The organism is Hydrogenophaga taeniospiralis (genome assembly GCF_020510445.1).
GTDB lineage: Bacteria > Pseudomonadota > Gammaproteobacteria > Burkholderiales > Burkholderiaceae_C > Hydrogenophaga.
Genome location: NZ_JAHBAG010000001.1, coordinates 824,929 through 841,506, shown reverse-complemented (window position 1 = coordinate 841,506; position 16,578 = coordinate 824,929). Strand labels below are relative to the sequence as shown.

Below are 16,578 nucleotides of genomic sequence, written 5' to 3'. Positions count from 1 at the left end.
CGCCTGCTGCAACGCAGCGTGCGGGCCTGCGGGCCACCCGGCAGAATCGCGGCCACCCGACACCCGGTTTCACCACCACAACAAGGAGTTTTCATGGGTCTGTTCCACTGGACGGAAAAATCATCGGCCACGCTCACGGGCGGCGGCGTCATCGGCCCCGACGAACGCCTGCCCTGGCCACAGACCGCCGTGATGGGCGTGCAGCATTTGATCGCCATGTTCGGCGCCACCGTGCTCGCCCCCATCCTGATGGGCTTCGACCCCAACGTCGCCATCCTCATGAGCGGCATCGGCACCCTGATCTTCTTCGTCATGACCGGCGGCAAGGTGCCGAGCTACCTGGGGTCGAGCTTTGCCTTCATCGGCGTGGTGATCGCGGCCAGCGGCTACGCCGGCCCGGGCCCGAACGCCAACATCGGCGTGGCGCTGGGCGGCATCGTCGCCTGCGGCGTCGTCTACACGCTCATCGGTGCGCTGGTGCAGGCCATCGGCACGGGCTGGATCGAACGCCTGATGCCCCCGGTGGTGACCGGTTCGGTAGTGGCCGTGATCGGCCTGAACCTGGCCGGCATCCCGATCAAGAACATGGCGCCCACCGGCTTCGACGCCTGGATGCAGGGCGTGACCTTCGTCTGCGTGGCGCTGGTGGCGGTGTTCAGCAGCGGCATGCTGCAGCGCCTGCTGATCCTCATGGGCCTGATCATCGCCAGCGTCATCTACGCCGTGCTCACCAACGGCCTGGGGCTGGGCAAACCGCTGGACCTGAGCGGCATCGCCAGCGCCGCCTGGTTCGGCCTGCCCAACTTCAGCGCGCCGGTCTTCAGCGGCAACGCCATGCTGCTGATCGCGCCGGTGGCCATCATCCTGGTGGCGGAAAACCTGGGCCACATCAAGGCCGTGACCGCCATGACCGGCAAGAACCTGGACCGCTACATGGGCCGCGCCTTCATGGGCGACGGCGTGGCCACCATCGTGGCCGGCAGCGCGGGCGGCACCGGCGTGACCACCTACGCCGAAAACATCGGCGTCATGGCCGCCACCAAGATCTACTCCACCGCCATCTTCTTCGTGGCCGGCATCATGGCCATCCTGCTCGGCTTCAGCCCCAAGTTCGGCGCGCTGATCCAGGCGATTCCGCTGGCCGTGATGGGCGGCGTGTCCATCGTGGTGTTCGGCCTGATCGCGGTGGCCGGCGCCAAGATCTGGGTCGACAACAAGGTTGATTTCTCGAACAACAAAAACCTGCTCGTGGCCGCCATCACCCTGGTGCTGGGCACCGGCGACTACACGCTGCGCTTCGGCGAATTCGCCCTCGGCGGCATCGGTACCGCCACCTTCGGCGCCATCGGGCTCTACGCCCTGCTCAACCGCAAGGGCTGAGCGCCGCACGGCACCTCACGGCCTGTCCGCCCGCCGGGGCGGCAGGCCTTTTTTTCGCCGGCTCGCCGGCCCCGATGCGGGCAAACCCTCAGCCCTGCAGCAACGGGCTGTTACCCCAGCCGCCACCCACCGCCCAACAATCGAAGCCCGAACCCGTTTTCCAAGGAGACTCCCATGGGCAAGAAACTGTTGATGATCTGCGGTGATTACTGCGAAGACTACGAAACCATGGTGCCGTTTCAGGCGCTGCAGGCGGTGGGCCACACGGTGCACGCGGTCGCACCCGACAAGAAGGCCGGCGACTGGATCCACACCGCCATCCACGATTTCGAAGGCGCGCAGACCTACAGCGAAAAACCCGGCCACCGCTTCACGCTCAACGCCAGCTTCGCCGACGTGAAGCCCGAGGCCTACGACGGTCTGGTGATTCCCGGCGGGCGCGGCCCCGAGTACCTGCGCATGCACGCCAGCGTGGTGGCGCTGGTGAAACACTTCACCACCAGCGGCAAACCGGTGGCCGCCATCTGCCACGGCGCGCAACTGCTGGCGGCCACGGGCGACATCAAGGGCCGCACCATCTCGGCCTACCCCGCCTGCCAAGTGGAGGTGGAGCTCGCGGGCGCCATCTACGCCCCCATCGCGGTGGACCAAGCCGTGACCGACGGCCCCTTCGTCACCGCACCCGCCTGGCCGGCCCACCCGGCCTGGATCGCGCAGTTCCTGGCGGTGCTGGGCACCCGCATCACGCATTGATGCGCATCCCCCGTGCGAAGCCGCCGACAATGCGGCTTCGTCCGCCAACGCAGGAGTGCTGCCATGTGTGAAGTCTTCATCAGCGCCGACCCCGAGAGCTACGCCAGCCGCACCCGCTCGGTGCGGCTGCACGGCGTGGTCACCAGCATCCGGCTGGAGAACCTGTACTGGGACGTGCTCAGCGAGATCGGCGAGCGCGACGGCATGGCGGTGGTGCAGCTGATCGAGAAGTTGTACGACGAGCTGGTGGCCGCGCGTGGCGGGGTGGGCAATTTCGCGTCCTTCCTGCGCGTGAGCGCGCTGCGCTACATGGCGCTGCAGGCGCACGACCGCATCCCCATGGACAACGCGGTACCGATCCGCTCGCTGGACGCGCGCGCCGTGCTGCACGCGCTGCCGGCGCACTGGGCGCTGCCGCCCGCGGCGGCGTCGGGCAAGGTGGTGGCGCTGCGCCGCAAGGGCTGACACTGCCACGGCGCGGGCGCAGGCGACACCCGGCGCTGTGCGAGCCGGCGGGAGGCCGCTACAGTGTGGCGATTCGTCTCCCAACCCACCGCCCGTTCAGCCCCCCATGACCCTCTGGAAAAAACCCCTCTCCGTCGAAGAACTCACCGCCATCCACGTGGGCACCGCCGTGCAACACCTGGGCATCGAATTCCTGGAGGTCGGCGACGACTTCATCCGCGCACGGGTGCCGGTGGACACCCGCACCAAGCAGCCCTACGGCCTGCTGCACGGCGGCGTGAGCGTGGTGCTGGCCGAGACGCTGGGCAGCTGCGGCGCCGCCTACAGCTGCCCCGAAGGCCACCGCGCCGTGGGCCTGGACATCAACGCCAACCACCTCAAGGGCGCCACCAGCGGCTGGGTCACCGGCGTCACGCGGCCGGTGCACATCGGCCGCACCACCCAGGTCTGGCAGATCGACCTGACAAACGACGCGGGCGAGCTGACCTGCGTCTCGCGCATCACCATGGCGGTGCTGGCGCCGCGATGATCATGCATCGGTCTTTCGTTTCCACACGGGTCTCGGGCCTGAAAACCGGCGCTGTCGCGCTCTGCGCCGCCCTGTTGCTGGCGCTGTCCGCCTGCGGCGGAGGCAGCAGCGCAAGTACCGACAGCGGCACGGGCGGCGCGGGCACCGGCACCAGCAGCGCCCTGCCCTCGCAGTGCACCGGTTCGTGCAACGCGGCCACGCCGGTGCCGCCCACCGTCTCCAGCACCGGGGGCGAGGGCAATGTCACCCTGTACAGCACGGGCCCAAGCAACGGCGGCGCCTGCGGCTACGGTTCAACGAGCATCCAGTCCTACGCCGCCATCCACGCCAACGTGGCGCCCGGCGATGGCCAGGGGCCGTGGCAGCATGGCAAGGTCTGTGGCCAGTGCGCCGAAGTCACCGTGCTCACCTCGCAGGGCCTCAAGACCACCACCGTGCGCATCGTGGACAAATGCCCCGACGGCAACTGCGGCATCGACCTGGGGGGCACCGCCCCCAGCGCGGTGATGGCCGACGGCTTCGGGCGCTACGCGGGCCAGTGGCGCTTCGTGGCCTGCGGCGGCCACCCCGGCGTGTCCGACGGCGCGCCCACGCTGAACGTCAAGGACGGCAGCAACCCCTGGTGGTCGCGCGTGCGCGTGCACAACCCCGCCACCGGGGTGGCCTCGATCGACTACCAGGACACCGGCAGTTCAGCGCACGGCAGCTTCGCCTTCGACACCACCAACGTCGAGAACGCGTACGAGGTTCCCGTCGGCGCGGTGCTGCAGTCCAGCGCCGCGAAGTTCCTGATCACGGTGAACTACGTGGACGGCGCGAAGGCGACCGTGCAGCTCAGCCCCGCGCAACTCGGCGCGGCGAGCGCGAGCTACCCGCTCCACTGAACCCCGCCAGCGCCACGCCATCCCGATGACGCGGCCGCCGGTGCGCAGCGGCCGCACCGACGACCCGGCCCAGCGGATGACACGGGCGCGCTGGGCTGCAAGGGTTGACATTTTTTCTGGTTCGTGCCGATATGCAGGGCGTACAGTCCGGCTTACCTCACAGCTCCCGCCATGGACCCCACCCCAGCCTCCCACAACGACGACCTCGGCCACTACCTGTCGATCATGGTGGATCAGGGGGCGTCCGACCTGTTCCTCTCCAGCGGCGCCGCGCCTTCGATCAAGGTGCAGGGCGTGGTCAAGCGCCTGTCCGAAACCGAGCTTGACGCCTCCCGCGTGCAGCGGCTGGCCTATTCGGTCATGCGCGAGACGCAGATCCGCGACTTCGAGTCCACGCTTGAATGCGATCTGGCCATCGCCATCGAGGGCCTGGGCCGCTTCCGCGTGAACGTCTACCGCCAGCGCGGCGACGTGGCGGTGGTGGTGCGGCACATCAATGCGCAGATTCCAACGCTGGACGCACTCAAGCTGCCGGCGGTGCTCAAGAAGCTGTCCATGCTCAAGCGCGGGCTGGTGCTGGTGGTGGGGGCCGCGGGGTCGGGCAAGTCCACCACGCTGGCGGCGATGATCAACCACCGCAACCAGTCCACCAGCGGCCACATCCTGACGGTGGAAGACCCGATGGAATTCGAACACGCCCACGGCAAGTCCATCGTCGATCAGCGCGAGGTCGGGCTGGACACCCAGTCGTTCGACGAAGCCCTGCGCCACGCCATGCGCGAGGCGCCCGACGTGATCATGATCGGCGAGATCCGCGACCGCGAGACCATGCAGCACGCCATGGCCTACGCCGAAACCGGGCACCTGTGCGTGTCCACCCTGCACGCGAACAACGCCAACCAGGCGGTGCAGCGCGTGCTGAACTTCTTCCCCGAAGCGGCCCACCGCCAGGTGCTGATGGACCTGTCGCTCAACCTCAAGGGCGTGGTGGGCCAGCGCTTGATCCGTGGCGCGGTGGGCAAGCTGGTGCCCGCGGTGGAGGTGATGCTGCTCTCGCCCTACATCGCCGATCTGATCCAGAAGGGCCAAACCGACGAGATCAAGGAAGCGATGGCCAAGAGCAACGAGCTGGGCATGGCCACCTTCGACCAGTCGCTTTACGACCTGTACCAGCAGGGCGAGATCACCGCCGAGCAGGCGGTGGACAACGCCGACTCGCGCACCGACCTGTCGCTGCGCATCCGGCTGAACGCGGGCAAGCGGCCGGACACGCAGGGCCTTCGCATCGACTGATCGCTCAGTCGATCTTCACGTACTCGTAGTCCACCGGCTGCTGGTTGATGCCCATGCGCGGGGGTGCGATCCAGCTGGCGTATTCGCCGGCCCGGAGGCAGGGCTTCATGAGCGAGTGGATGAAGGCCATGTCGTCGCCATTGGGCAACCACTCGTCTTTCAGCGCGGCCCAGCTCTCGGCGCCCAGCAGCTCGCCAGCGGGGCTGATGGCGTGGCCGGCGAACTCGCCGATCTTGCGGTTGAAACCCTTGTGCGGCTGGGTGAAGCGGAAGTGGATGCCCGCTTTCTCGATCGCCTTGTTCCAGCGGTCGATGCCGCCCTGGCAGTCGGCGATGTAGTCGTCGAGCAGGCGGCTGTTGATGGCGCGCAGCGCGGGCACGTCTTCCCACACCAGCTCGCCATCGACCACCCGTTGCACCTTGTAGGTGGCATCCTGCAACTGGTGGTCGTCGCCCGTGAGCTTGGCTTCGTTGAAGCGGCCCTTGAGGCCGGCGCTGAAGGCGTCGGCGGCGTTGGACGAGATTTCGGAGCCGAACAGGTCGCGCGTCACGCTCATGTGGAAGTTGGCCTTGCGCTGCAGCAACGGCAGGTCCACCACGCCGAGCGCGCGGATGCGCTCGGTGTCAAAGGGGTCGGTGATGCCGGCCTTGTTCATGGCGGCGCAGGTGGCCTCGATGGTGCGGCCCACGCCGGTCTCGCCCACGAACAGGTGGTGCGCCTCTTCGGTCAGCATGAAGCGGCAGCTGCGGCTCAGCGGGTCAAAGCCGCTTTCGGCCAGGGCGGCGAGTTGCATCTTGCCGTCGCGGTCGGTGAAGTAAGTGAACATGAAGAAGCTCAGCCAGTCCGGCGTGCGCTCGTTGAAGGCGCCGAGGATGCGCGGGTTGTCCTGCTGCCCGCTGCGGCGCTCCAGCAGAGCCTGCGATTCCTCCCGGCCGTCCTTGCCGAAGTACTTCACCAGCAGGTAGACCATGGCCCAGAGGTGGCGACCTTCTTCCACGTTCACCTGGAACAGGTTGCGCATGTCGTACAGGCTGGGCGCGGTCTTGCCCAGGTAGCGCTGCTGCTCCACCGAGGCCGGCTCGGTGTCGGCCTGCACCACGATCAGCCGCTTGAGCAGCGCGCGGTACTCGCCGGGCACCTCCTGCCAGACGGGCTCGCCCTTGTGCTTGCCATGGGGAATGGTGCGGCCTTCCACCTGGGGGGCCAGCAGGATGCCCCAGCGGTACTCGGGCATCTTCACGTAGCCGAACTTGGCCCAGCCGGCCGGGTCCACGCCCACGGCGGTGCGCAGGTACACGTCGGCGTCCTGGAAACCCTCTGGGCCCATGTCCTGCCACCAGTCCAGGTAGCCGGGGTGCCAGCTCTCCAGCGCACGCAGCAGGGTGCGGTCGGACGACAGATCCACGTTGTTGGGGATGGCGTCGTCGTAGCTGACTTCCACGAAACGGTCGCTGTTCACCGATTCCGGGGCTTCGATCAAGGTGTCTTCTGAGCTCATGGGGTCTCCTGGGTGGATGTGATGCACTTTAATGCCTGTTTTGAAACAAGCGATGCGTACTATCCTGCTTATCGCCAGGCACAGATTTGCGCCAGATCAAATACAGCCCAGAAATGGAGGTCGGGCCTCGGGCGCCCACCCCAGCGGCCGACCGGTCGTGAAGGTGGGGCCTCAGCGGGCCCGTTCGCAGCGCCCTTGCGCCGTCGCCAGGCCCCGGAAATCGCTGGTCCAGGTCTGAGTGGCGGTGTCGATCTGGATGCGCTCGTTGTCCAGCGCCGTGAGGATCAGCGTGCCCTGGACCGTGAACGTGTAGACCGGTATGCCGTCGATGTGCACGCTGCGCACGCGCCGCTGGTCGTAGCCGATGTCCACGGTGCGCACCCAGGGCGCGCGCGCGGGCAGGTAGACCGCCTCGCACACGAGGCCGACGCGCTGCGCGTCGGCCCCCGGGCGTTCCAGTGGGCCCGCGGCGCTGGCCGGCGCCTGGGCGCCGGCCAGCGCCAGCGCAGCCCACAGCACCGGGGCCATGGGCGGGCGGCGCACCGCGTTCACTCGGCGGCCCCGCGCGCCAGGCGCTCGCTTTTCCAGTACACGTCGTCGCCGCCGTTCATGCGGTTGAGCACGCGCGCGAGCACGAACATCAGGTCCGAGAGCCGGTTGAGGTACTGGCGCGGGGCTTCCTTGATCGCCTCTTCATCGCCCAGCGCCACCACCGCGCGCTCGGCGCGGCGCGCCACGGTGCGGCACACATGGGCCTGGGCCGCGGCGCGGTTGCCCGCGGGCAGGATGAACTCCTGCAGGCGCGGCAGCTGTTCGTTGTAGGTGGCCAGCGCTTCGTCCAGCGCGAGCACCGCGTCGGGCTTGAGCAGCTCATAGCCCGGGATGGAGAGCTCACCACCGAGGTTGAACAGCTGGTGCTGGATCTCCACCAGCAGCGCGCGCACGTCGTCGGCCATGGCTTCGCACAGCAGCACGCCGATGTGCGAGTTGAGCTCGTCCACATCGCCCATGGCGTGCACGCGCAGGCTGTGTTTGGACACCCGGGTGTTGTCGCCCAGGCCGGTGGTGCCGGCGTCCCCGGTGCGGGTGGCGATCTGTGTCAGGCGATTGCCCATGGGGGTCTCCTTGGTCGATGGGGTGGTGCGAATCCACGCATTGTGGAGGGGATTCGGGTGCGGTTACAGCGGGCAGGGAAATGTGTCTGAGGCAAGCAAGCTGTCAGTGAGGCAACCGCAGGCAAAACCATTGGCCCCACAGGCCCGTTTCCCTTGAAATGGACTGCCCCGCCACCTCGACGGCGGGTTCACGTTCAACACCCAAGGAGAAAGACCCCATGTTTGACCGCAAACGAATCGACCTGTTTGAAGCCCGCAGCGTCATGCTGTTCGCCACCCTCACCCTGGGCACGGCCGGCGCCACGTTCGCCCAGTCCTCCATGCCCGAGGCCCCGGTGAGCAACAGCGAAATCAGCGCCGCGTTCGCCACCGCCGACAAGGACGCCAGCGGATCGCTCAGCCGCGAAGAGGCCAAGAGCCTGCCCGCCGTGGCGGAGAGCTTCGCGCAGATCGATGTCAACAAGGATGGCGCCATTTCCATGGCCGAGTTCATGCGCGCCATGAAAGACAGCAAAGGCTGATGGCCTGAACCATCGGGGCACCATGCAGGCCATCGGGGGCTCTGCGCGGTGCCTGTGTCGGCGCACAACCCCGGCGGTAAACTGGGCGGCCCCAGGACTGGCCCAGAACGGAGACCGCCATGAACGCCCCCGAACACCTCGCCCATCTGACCCCGGAGATCCGGCAACGTGCGGTACCGGCCGCGTTGATGGCGGCCCTGCAGGACCGCTTCAAGGCCCAGTGCTCCACCGCACAGGCCGTGCGTGAACAGCACGGTCGCGACGAGTCGGTGTACGACGTGCCACCGCCCGCCGCCGTGGTGTTTGCCCAGAACACGCAGGACGTGGCCGACGCCGTGAAACTGGCCGCCGCACACCGCGTGCCGGTGATCCCGTTCGGCGTGGGCTCCTCGCTCGAAGGCCATTTGCTCGCGGTGCAGGGCGGCATCAGCATTGACGTGAGCCGCATGGACCAGGTCTTGTCGATCAACGCCGAAGACCTGACCGTGACGGTGCAGCCCGGCGTGACGCGCAAGGCCGTGAACGAAGCGGTGAAGAGCGAGGGCCTGTTCTTCCCCATCGACCCAGGCGCCGACGCCTCCATCGGCGGCATGGCCGCCACGCGCGCCAGCGGTACCAACGCCGTGCGCTACGGCACCATGCGCGAAAACGTGCTGGCGCTCGAAGTGGTCACCGCCAGCGGTGAAGTGATCCGCACCGGCACCCGCGCCAAGAAGAGCAGCGCCGGCTACGACCTCACGCGCCTGATGGTGGGCAGCGAAGGCACGCTGGGCGTGATCACCGAAGTGACGCTCAAGCTCTACCCGCTGCCCGAAGCGATCTCGGCCGCGACCTGCTCCTTCCCCACCATCGAGGCCGCCGTGCGCACCGTGATCCAGGTGATCCAGCTCGGCGTGCCGATCGCGCGCTGCGAGCTGATCGACGCCAACACCGTGCGCATGGTCAACGCGCACAGCAAGCTCGGCCTGCGCGAAGAACACATGCTGCTGATGGAGTTCCACGGCTCGCCCGCGAGCGTGAAGGAACAGGCCGAGACGGTGCAGGAAATCGCCGCCGACTTCGAGGGCAAGGCCTTCCAGTGGGCGACCACGCCCGAAGAACGCACGCGCCTGTGGACCGCGCGGCACAACGCCTACTTCGCGGCCATCCAGAGCAAGCCCGGCTGCCGCGCCATCAGCACCGACACCTGCGTGCCCATCAGCCGCCTGGCCGACTGCCTGCTCGACTCGGTGGCCGAGGCCGATGCCTCCGGCATCCCCTACTTCCTGGTCGGCCATGTGGGCGACGGCAACTTCCACTTCGGCTATTTGATCGACCCGGCCATCCCCGAAGAGCGCGAACGCGCCGAGCAGCTGAACCACCAGTTGGTGGCGCGCGCGCTCAGCCTGGAAGGCACCTGCACCGGCGAACACGGCGTGGGCCTGCACAAGATGGACTTCCTGCTCACCGAGGCCGGCACGGGCGCGGTGGACATGATGCGCAGCATCAAGCGCGCGCTCGACCCGGACAACATCCTGAACCCCGGCAAAATCTTCGCGCTCTGAGCGGCGCTTGCTGCACCGCGACTTGCAGGCGTCCTCCGAATGGGGTATCAGAGCAGCTTCGTCGCCATCTGCGGCGGCCTGTTCCCGGGCCCTGGCACGACGCGGGTGGCTATACTTGAATACCAAATGTGTACCCAAAACACAGGGAGGTTACCTGCCATGAACCGTTTGCTGTTTTCCCTGCTGCTGATTGCTGTCACGGCCAGCGCACAGACGCCCGAACCGGGCGCCACCATCCGCATCTGCGACGCATCGGGCTGCTCCGACCGTCCGCGCAACTCGTCCACCTTCCGGGTGGAGCCCAACGACCCCGTCGCCGAACAGCGTCTGGCCGCCCTCACCCTGCTGGCCGACAAAGACCCTCGTGCGGCCTTCGACCTCGGCCTGCGCTATTTCCGCGGCGATGGCGTGGAGAAGAACAGCTACCAGGCCCTGCAGTGGATGCGCAGCGCGGGCGAGCGCGGCGTGGTGGGCGCTCAACTGGCGCTCGGGCGTTTCTATCTGATGGGGCTGGAGGAGATGGGCTCCGACCCCGCGGAGGCCGAAACCTGGCTCACCATGGCCGCGGCCAAGGGCAGCAAGGAGGCCAAAAAACTGCTCGCCGAGGCCACGGCCGCCAAAAAGGACGAGCAGCGGTACTACCAGTGGCGCGAGGCACACCGCAAATCCTGGGCCGGCTACTGGACCACCGGCTACACCTACTACTGGCATTGGGGCCCCAGCGGCTGGTACGACCGCTGAAGTCCTGCAGATTCACGAACCCGTTCATCAAGAGAGAAAGTAGCTTCATATGACCTCGACCTCGACAACCCTCCGCTGGGCCGCTCTGGCCACCTCGCTGGCCCTGGCCGGCTGCGTCACCCCGGGTGGCGGCACCGTCTCCACCGGTGGTGGTGGTACCGCCACCACCGGCGCCGCCGCAGGCGGCACCAGCGTGGGCGCCAACAGCGGCCTGGAGCGCTGCGATTCGCCGCTGGGCACGCTGGCGGTGGACGACGGCCGTGGCAAGGAGTGGTACGCCAGCTTCGGCGAGGCCACCAAGGTCACCACCATCGAGCCGCTGATCCGTCTGGCGGTGCAGCAGTCGAACTGCTTCGTGATCACCTCGATCGGCAACAACCGCACCGAAAGCAAGATTTCGGCGATCACCGACAAGCAGCGCAACTCGGGCGAGTTCCGCGCCGGCTCCAAGCAGCAAAAGGGCCAGCGTGTCGCCGCCGACTACTACCTGGAACCCGCCGTGATCATCGACGACGAGTCCACCGGCCAGATCGCCGGCGCGCTCGGCGGCCTGCTGGGCGGGCGCAACCGCAACCTGGGCGTGCTGGCCGGCTCGCTGGAGAGCAAGGCCTCGGTGGTCACCATGACCCTGCTGGACATCCGCTCGGGCGTGCAGATCGCCATCTCCGAAGGCAACGCCACGGCCACCAACTACGGTGCCGCGCTCGGCGCCTTCGGCCCCAGCGCTGGCGGCGCCCTCAGCGGCTTCTCGCGCACCCCGGCCGGCAAAGCCACCGTGGCCGCGTTCACCGACGCCTACAACAACATGGTGATTTCGCTGCGCAACTACAAGGCGCAGGAAGTCAAGGGCGGCCTGGGCCGCGGTGGTCAGCTCAAAGTCGGTAACTGAGGTCCCCCCCTGCGCCGCTTTGCGGCTTCCCCCCCAGGGGGACGATGCCCTTAGGCCGGCGAAGCCGGACCTTCGGCATCTGCTGAGGGACTTCCCCTCCTTCGAACAAGGCTTCCTTCAGGAGGCCTTTGTTTTTTGGGGCCCGATGACAGGCAGCGCAACCGGCGCGCCAATACCCCAAACCCAGAGGCGCCGAAGATCCGGCTCCGCCGGTCAAAGGGCGCCGTCCCCCTGGGGGGAAGCCGCGCAGCGGCGCAGGGGGAGTCAGCCCCTCCTGAGCTTATCGATCAAGCCGTTGAGCTCGTCCAGCGAGCCGAACTGGATCGCCAGTTCGCCCTGCTCTTCCACGCGGCCGTGGCGCTTGACGCGCTTTTTCACCCGCACCTCCACCTCGGCGGTCAGCAGGTCCGACAGCTCTTCTTCGACGCGCTTGATGTCGCGCGACTTCTCTTTCTTGAGCTTCTGCGGCGCCAGTTCAAACTCGGCGCTGAGTTTTTTCACCAGGCTCTCGGCCTCGCGCACCGACATCTTTTTCGCCGCGATCTGGTTGCCGGCCGTGATCTGGGTCGCTTTGTCCAGCGTCAGCAGCGCGCGCGCATGCCCCATGTCCAGGTCGCCCGCCATCAGCATGGTCTGCACCGGCTCGGCCAGCTGCAGCAGGCGCAGCAGGTTGCTGGCCGCGCTGCGCGAGCGGCCCACGGCCTGGGCCGCCTGTTCGTGAGTGAGCCCAAACTCCTTTACCAGACGTTGTAAACCCTGAGCTTCTTCCAGTGGGTTGAGGTCTTCGCGCTGGATGTTTTCGATCAGCGCCATGGCCGCGGCGGCCTCGTTCGGCACGTCGCGCACCAGCACCGGCACGCTGTCCAGCCCGGCCAGCCGGGAGGCGCGGAAGCGCCGCTCGCCCGCGATGATTTCGTACTTGCCAGCGTTCGGGCCATCGACCAGCTTGCGCACCAGGATGGGCTGCATGATGCCCTGGGCCTTGATCGACTCGGCCAGCTCGTACAGCGCGCCCTCGTCCATGCGCGTGCGCGGCTGGTAGACACCCGGGACCAGTTCGGTCAGCGACAGGCTGGTCGGCGTCTGGTTGCGCTCGTTTTCCTGTGCGTCGGGCGAAGCGGCTTCCGCCACTTTGGGGCCCAGCAGGGCTTCGAGTCCGCGGCCTAGGCCTTTGGGTTTTTTGGTGACCATGTGTGTGGTGTGGCGGGTGTTTGTGGTGGACGTTGGGAGACGCTTCGCTCGGGATCGCCTACCGGTCGATGATCACCAGCGTGCCATGGCTGCCAGGGGCCACCGCATGCGGGATGCCCGCCGGGACGATGAAAACCTCCCCGGCCTGCACCTCCACACGCTGCCCGGACAGGTCGAGGTTCATCTGCCCATCAACCACCAGCAGGGCTTCGTCGAAGTCGTGTGACTCGTCGGGGTAGGCTGCGTCGTCCATTCGAAGCACTTTGACATTCGCCCCTGCTGCCCGGCCCAGCACCTGGGAGCGCCAGGGGTGTGGCAGCGATTCGGCAAACGTCGGCAAGTGAATTTTTGGCATGTCGTTATCGAAAGAAGTCAGGCGTCTGCACGGAGGCTCAGCCCAAGAAGCATGGCATGGCCCTCCGGCCAGTCCCCCAAGCCCGATTCGGCATTGATGTGCCCCCGCTCGCCCAGGTCGATGAAACGTGATCCCCAGCTGTCGGCCAGCGACTGGGCCTTGTCGAACGTGCAGTACGGGTCGTTGCGGCTGCCCACCAGGATGCTGGGAAACGGCAGGCGCTGGCGGACGATGGGCGACCAGCTGGGCAACAGGCCGCGCAACTCTTCGCGTTCCGGATCGCCCGGCGCCACCAGCAGCGCGCCCTGCACCCGCCCCGTGCTGCGCGACACCTGGCCCCAAGCGGCGGTCAGGATGCAGCCCAGGCTGTGGGCCACGAGCAGCACCGGGCCATCGATGCCCAGGATCACGTCTTCCAGCCGCGCGATCCAGTCGCCGCGTCTTGGGGTCATCCAGTCGTGCTGCTCCACGCGGCGGTAGCCGTGCAGGGCCTCCCAGCGGCTCTGCCAATGGTCGGGCCCGCTGTTTTGCCAGCCGGGCAGGATGAGGACGTTGTCGGGTTTCACGTGAAACAGTTGCGGGCTAGAGCTTGCGGATGCGCTCGACCATTTCGGAGGCAAAGGACACGAAGGCCTGGCTGCCGCGCGCCGCCGGGTCGAACACCACGCCGGGCAGACCGTAGCTGGGCGCTTCGGCCAGGCGCACGTTGCGGGGGATCACGGAGTCGAACACCTTGTCGCCGAAGTGGGCCTTGAGCTGGTCGCTCACCTGCTGCTGCAGGGTGATGCGCGGGTCGAACATGACGCGCAGCAGGCCGATGATCTGCAGGTCGGGGTTGAGGTTGGCGTGCACCTGCTTGATGGTGTTGACCAGATCGGTCAGGCCTTCGAGCGCGAAGTATTCGCACTGCATGGGCACGATCACGCCGTGTGCGGCGCACAGGCCGTTGAGCGTGAGCATGCTCAGGGAGGGCGGGCAGTCGACCAGCACGAAGTCGTAGTCGGTGTCGACCGCCGCGAGCGCGGCCTTCAGGCGTTTGTCGCGCCGCTCCAGCTCGACCAGCTCGACCTCGGCCCCGGCCAGCTCGCGGTTGGCCCCGAGCACGTGGTAGCCGCATTTTTCCGACAGCACCGCCGCCTCCGCCACGCTGGCCGACTCCAGCAGCACGTCGTACACCGTCAACGCCAGGCTGCGTTTGTCCACGCCCGAGCCCATGGTGGCGTTGCCCTGCGGGTCCAGGTCCACCATCAGCACGCGCTGCCCCACCTTGGCCAGGCCGGCGGCGAGGTTGACGGTGGTGGTGGTCTTGCCGACGCCGCCCTTCTGGTTGGCGACACAGAAAATCTTAGCCATGCAAGGCCCCCAGGCAGGTCACTTCGGGTGCCGCGCCGCCGCTCCAGGAGGCGCGCGCGGCTTGGGACGGCCCGGCACCACGCATGCCGTGGCGTGCTTTCATGACGGCAGGCCTCATTTGGAGATGGCCAGCTTGATGCCGAAGCCGATCAGGAAGACGCCGGCGAGTTTTTCCAGCGTGCGCGCGATGCGGGGGTTGGCGCGCATGCGCTCGGCCAGATGGTGCGTCAGCAGCACGACGATCAGGCCATACAGGAAGGTGAGCACGGCGATGGTGGCGGCCATGGCGCCGAAGGTGAGCAGCCCCTGGTGGCTGGCCGGGTCCACGAACAGCGGGAAGAAGGCCATGTAGAACACGATGGCCTTGGGGTTGAGCAGGGTGATGGTGAGCGCCTGCTGGAAGTACTGGCGCGGACGGATGTTGAGCACGGGTTTGGCACCGGGCTTGGCGGTGAGCATCCGCAAGCCCAGCCAGGCGAGGTAGGCGGCGCCCAGCCATTGCACGGCGCTGAAGGCCGTGGGGTAGGCCGCGAGCAGGGCCGCCACGCCGGCCACCGCCATCCACATCAGCACCTGGTCGCCAGCGATGAGGCCGAAGGTGGCGGCCAGCCCGCCACGGGTGCCGCCCTTGCCGGTGGAGGTGATGAGAGCGAGGTTGCCCGGGCCGGGAATGGCCAGGAACAAGACAATGGCGGCGACAAACGCGCCGTAATCTGCGATGCCGAACATATGAAAACCCCGGGAGTTGAGGGGCTGAGTTTACGTGACAGCCCTGCTCTTCCTTTTGCTCTTCTTTCGTGTGTCTTGGCTTGCGTTGCGTTTTGCGTTCGTGGCGTGTTCGCAGAGGGGGTTGGTCCGGGTGGGATTTCTCCGGCCCACGCTCGCGGGCGGAGGCTTTTGGCGCTCGACCGGGTTGGCGTCAACACCGCACTGGCGCGCCCGCTCCGTGGCAACCGCGAATGGGGCCTGCGCCCTCCCACCCAAACCAACCCCCTCCAGTGGCCAAAGGGTCATCGAACAGAAGCCCGCTCGGTCGCTGCTCACAGGATGGTGGTGGCGTGCGCGGGCGCGGGCCCCATTCGCGGTGGCCACAAAAGGAGGCCCGCCAGCCCGGTGTTGACGAAGCCATGCCAGCGAACAAATCCGTCGGCCCGCGAGCGTGGGCTGGAGAACGCGCATGACGCCACCGTCCTGCGCGAGGTCTCTGAGCGAGACACAGGAAAGAAAAGACTCAGGCCAAAGAAGCCGGACGAAGCCACACGATGCAGCGCTCCGCATCCAGCCCCGGCACCACCAACTGTTCCACGTGAAACACCGACACCGACTCGGGCAGTGCGGCGATCTCTTCAGAAGGAAGTTTGCCCTTCATCGCCATCCACACCGCCCCCGGCTTCAGGGCCGACGCAGACCAGGCCGTGAAATCCACCAGTGAGGCAAAGGCCCGCGAGCAGACCACATCAAACCCAGCGCCCTCTTCCGCCTTCAACGACTCCACCCGCGCGTGCACGCCCCGCAGGTTCGGCAGTTTCAGGGCGGCGGCCGCCTGCTGGATGAACGCGGCCTTCTTGCCCACCGTGTCCACGCAGGTCACGTTGATCTGCGGACAGGTGATGGCGATCACCACCCCTGGCAACCCACCGCCCGAGCCCACATCCAGCAGACGGATGCGCGGGTCGCTGCCCCAAGACCGGGAAGGGACCCGGTCTCCGCCGGGTCCGGGGACTGTTTCGCCTGGGGGCGGCCCGGCGACGGAACACGGCTGGCCGCCGGTCTGGCGCAGCAGCGGGCCGATGGCGGCCAGGCTGTCCAGCAGGTGGTGCGTCATCATCTCGGCCGGGTCGCGCACGGCGGTCAGGTTGTAGACCTTGTTCCACTTGGCGATCAGGTCCAGGTAGGCGAGCAACTGGTCGACTTGCGCCGATGACAACGCCAGGCCCAGCTCGCGCAGACCGGTTTCGAGCGTCGATTTCAACTCCGCACCACTCATGCCAAAACCCCACCCCGAAGCGTGAGCACACAACCAGAGCAGCCGTGGAACCGCCCTTCGACAAGCTCAGGACCGGCCAC

The 16,578-nt window shown here is 67.4% G+C and carries 19 protein-coding genes; 10 read left to right on the top strand and 9 right to left on the bottom strand.

Annotated elements, in window-relative coordinates; translation table 11 throughout:
• The first annotated feature begins 93 nt into the window (after nt 1-93).
• The 6 genes from KIH07_RS04070 to KIH07_RS04045 all read left to right on the top strand — a co-directional run bounded on the left by KIH07_RS04070 (nt 94) and on the right by KIH07_RS04045 (nt 5,304).
• Nucleotides 94-1,380: a solute carrier family 23 protein gene (locus KIH07_RS04070; protein ID WP_226490750.1), complete on the top strand. Its 1,287-nt coding sequence runs from the start codon at nt 94-96 to the stop codon at nt 1,378-1,380.
• 174 nt (nt 1,381-1,554) lie between these two features.
• On the top strand, nt 1,555-2,133 hold the full coding sequence (locus KIH07_RS04065; protein ID WP_226490749.1) for a DJ-1/PfpI family protein: 579 nt from the start codon (nt 1,555-1,557) through the stop codon (nt 2,131-2,133).
• A 63-nt stretch (nt 2,134-2,196) separates the two neighbouring features.
• Nucleotides 2,197-2,598 (top strand): ribbon-helix-helix domain-containing protein, encoded by a 402-nt coding sequence (locus KIH07_RS04060; RefSeq protein ID WP_226490748.1) that lies wholly within the window; start codon nt 2,197-2,199, stop codon nt 2,596-2,598.
• 106 nt (nt 2,599-2,704) lie between these two features.
• Nucleotides 2,705-3,127 (top strand): hotdog fold thioesterase, encoded by a 423-nt coding sequence (locus KIH07_RS04055; RefSeq protein WP_226490747.1) that lies wholly within the window; start codon nt 2,705-2,707, stop codon nt 3,125-3,127.
• Nucleotides 3,128-3,129: 2 nt separating this feature from the next.
• Nucleotides 3,130-4,011, top strand: a complete 882-nt coding sequence (locus KIH07_RS04050) for an expansin-like protein (RefSeq protein ID WP_226490746.1) — start codon at nt 3,130-3,132, stop codon at nt 4,009-4,011.
• Between the two features lie 171 nt (nt 4,012-4,182).
• A complete protein-coding gene (locus KIH07_RS04045; protein ID WP_226490745.1) occupies nt 4,183-5,304 on the top strand; it encodes a PilT/PilU family type 4a pilus ATPase in 1,122 nt (373 codons plus the stop codon).
• Between the two features lie 4 nt (nt 5,305-5,308).
• Here KIH07_RS04045 and boxB read toward each other — a convergent pair whose 3' ends face one another.
• The 3 genes from boxB to KIH07_RS04030 form a co-directional block, all read right to left on the bottom strand.
• Nucleotides 5,309-6,802 (bottom strand): benzoyl-CoA 2,3-epoxidase subunit BoxB, encoded by a 1,494-nt coding sequence (gene boxB / locus KIH07_RS04040; RefSeq protein ID WP_226490744.1) that lies wholly within the window; start codon nt 6,800-6,802, stop codon nt 5,309-5,311.
• A 171-nt stretch (nt 6,803-6,973) separates the two neighbouring features.
• Complete coding sequence (locus KIH07_RS04035; protein WP_226490743.1) at nt 6,974-7,354, bottom strand: hypothetical protein; 381 nt, start codon at nt 7,352-7,354, stop codon at nt 6,974-6,976.
• The gene (locus tag KIH07_RS04030; RefSeq protein WP_226490742.1) at nt 7,351-7,917 is read right to left on the bottom strand and encodes a cob(I)yrinic acid a,c-diamide adenosyltransferase; all 567 of its coding nucleotides are present in this window, start codon (nt 7,915-7,917) and stop codon (nt 7,351-7,353) included. Before KIH07_RS04030 ends, KIH07_RS04035 begins: the two co-directional genes overlap by 4 nt.
• 218 nt (nt 7,918-8,135) lie before the next feature.
• On the opposite strand from KIH07_RS04030, the gene KIH07_RS04025 reads away from it, so the two are divergent.
• From KIH07_RS04025 to KIH07_RS04010, 4 genes are all read left to right on the top strand, one after another.
• Complete coding sequence (locus tag KIH07_RS04025; RefSeq protein ID WP_226490741.1) at nt 8,136-8,438, top strand: EF-hand domain-containing protein; 303 nt, start codon at nt 8,136-8,138, stop codon at nt 8,436-8,438.
• Between the two features lie 119 nt (nt 8,439-8,557).
• Complete coding sequence (locus KIH07_RS04020; RefSeq protein ID WP_226490740.1) at nt 8,558-9,982, top strand: FAD-binding oxidoreductase; 1,425 nt, start codon at nt 8,558-8,560, stop codon at nt 9,980-9,982.
• A gap of 159 nt (nt 9,983-10,141) precedes the next feature.
• A complete protein-coding gene (locus tag KIH07_RS04015; RefSeq protein ID WP_226490739.1) occupies nt 10,142-10,723 on the top strand; it encodes a tetratricopeptide repeat protein in 582 nt (193 codons plus the stop codon).
• A 49-nt stretch (nt 10,724-10,772) separates the two neighbouring features.
• Nucleotides 10,773-11,612: a hypothetical protein gene (locus tag KIH07_RS04010; protein WP_226490738.1), complete on the top strand. Its 840-nt coding sequence runs from the start codon at nt 10,773-10,775 to the stop codon at nt 11,610-11,612.
• A 264-nt stretch (nt 11,613-11,876) separates the two neighbouring features.
• Here KIH07_RS04010 and KIH07_RS04005 read toward each other — a convergent pair whose 3' ends face one another.
• From KIH07_RS04005 to rsmG, 6 genes are all read right to left on the bottom strand, one after another.
• Nucleotides 11,877-12,803: a ParB/RepB/Spo0J family partition protein gene (locus KIH07_RS04005; RefSeq protein WP_226490737.1), complete on the bottom strand. Its 927-nt coding sequence runs from the start codon at nt 12,801-12,803 to the stop codon at nt 11,877-11,879.
• Between the two features lie 58 nt (nt 12,804-12,861).
• Nucleotides 12,862-13,056, bottom strand: coding sequence for a cupin domain-containing protein (locus KIH07_RS04000; RefSeq protein ID WP_319004778.1), 195 nt, complete (start codon nt 13,054-13,056; stop codon nt 12,862-12,864).
• 119 nt (nt 13,057-13,175) lie between these two features.
• Nucleotides 13,176-13,724: an RBBP9/YdeN family alpha/beta hydrolase gene (locus tag KIH07_RS03995; RefSeq protein WP_226490735.1), complete on the bottom strand. Its 549-nt coding sequence runs from the start codon at nt 13,722-13,724 to the stop codon at nt 13,176-13,178.
• 16 nt (nt 13,725-13,740) lie between these two features.
• A complete protein-coding gene (locus KIH07_RS03990; protein ID WP_226490734.1) occupies nt 13,741-14,511 on the bottom strand; it encodes a ParA family protein in 771 nt (256 codons plus the stop codon).
• A 114-nt stretch (nt 14,512-14,625) separates the two neighbouring features.
• Complete coding sequence (locus tag KIH07_RS03985; protein ID WP_226490733.1) at nt 14,626-15,240, bottom strand: LysE family translocator; 615 nt, start codon at nt 15,238-15,240, stop codon at nt 14,626-14,628.
• A gap of 502 nt (nt 15,241-15,742) precedes the next feature.
• Nucleotides 15,743-16,498, bottom strand: coding sequence for a 16S rRNA (guanine(527)-N(7))-methyltransferase RsmG (rsmG, locus tag KIH07_RS03980; RefSeq protein WP_226490732.1), 756 nt, complete (start codon nt 16,496-16,498; stop codon nt 15,743-15,745).
• Nucleotides 16,499-16,578 lie beyond the last annotated feature (80 nt).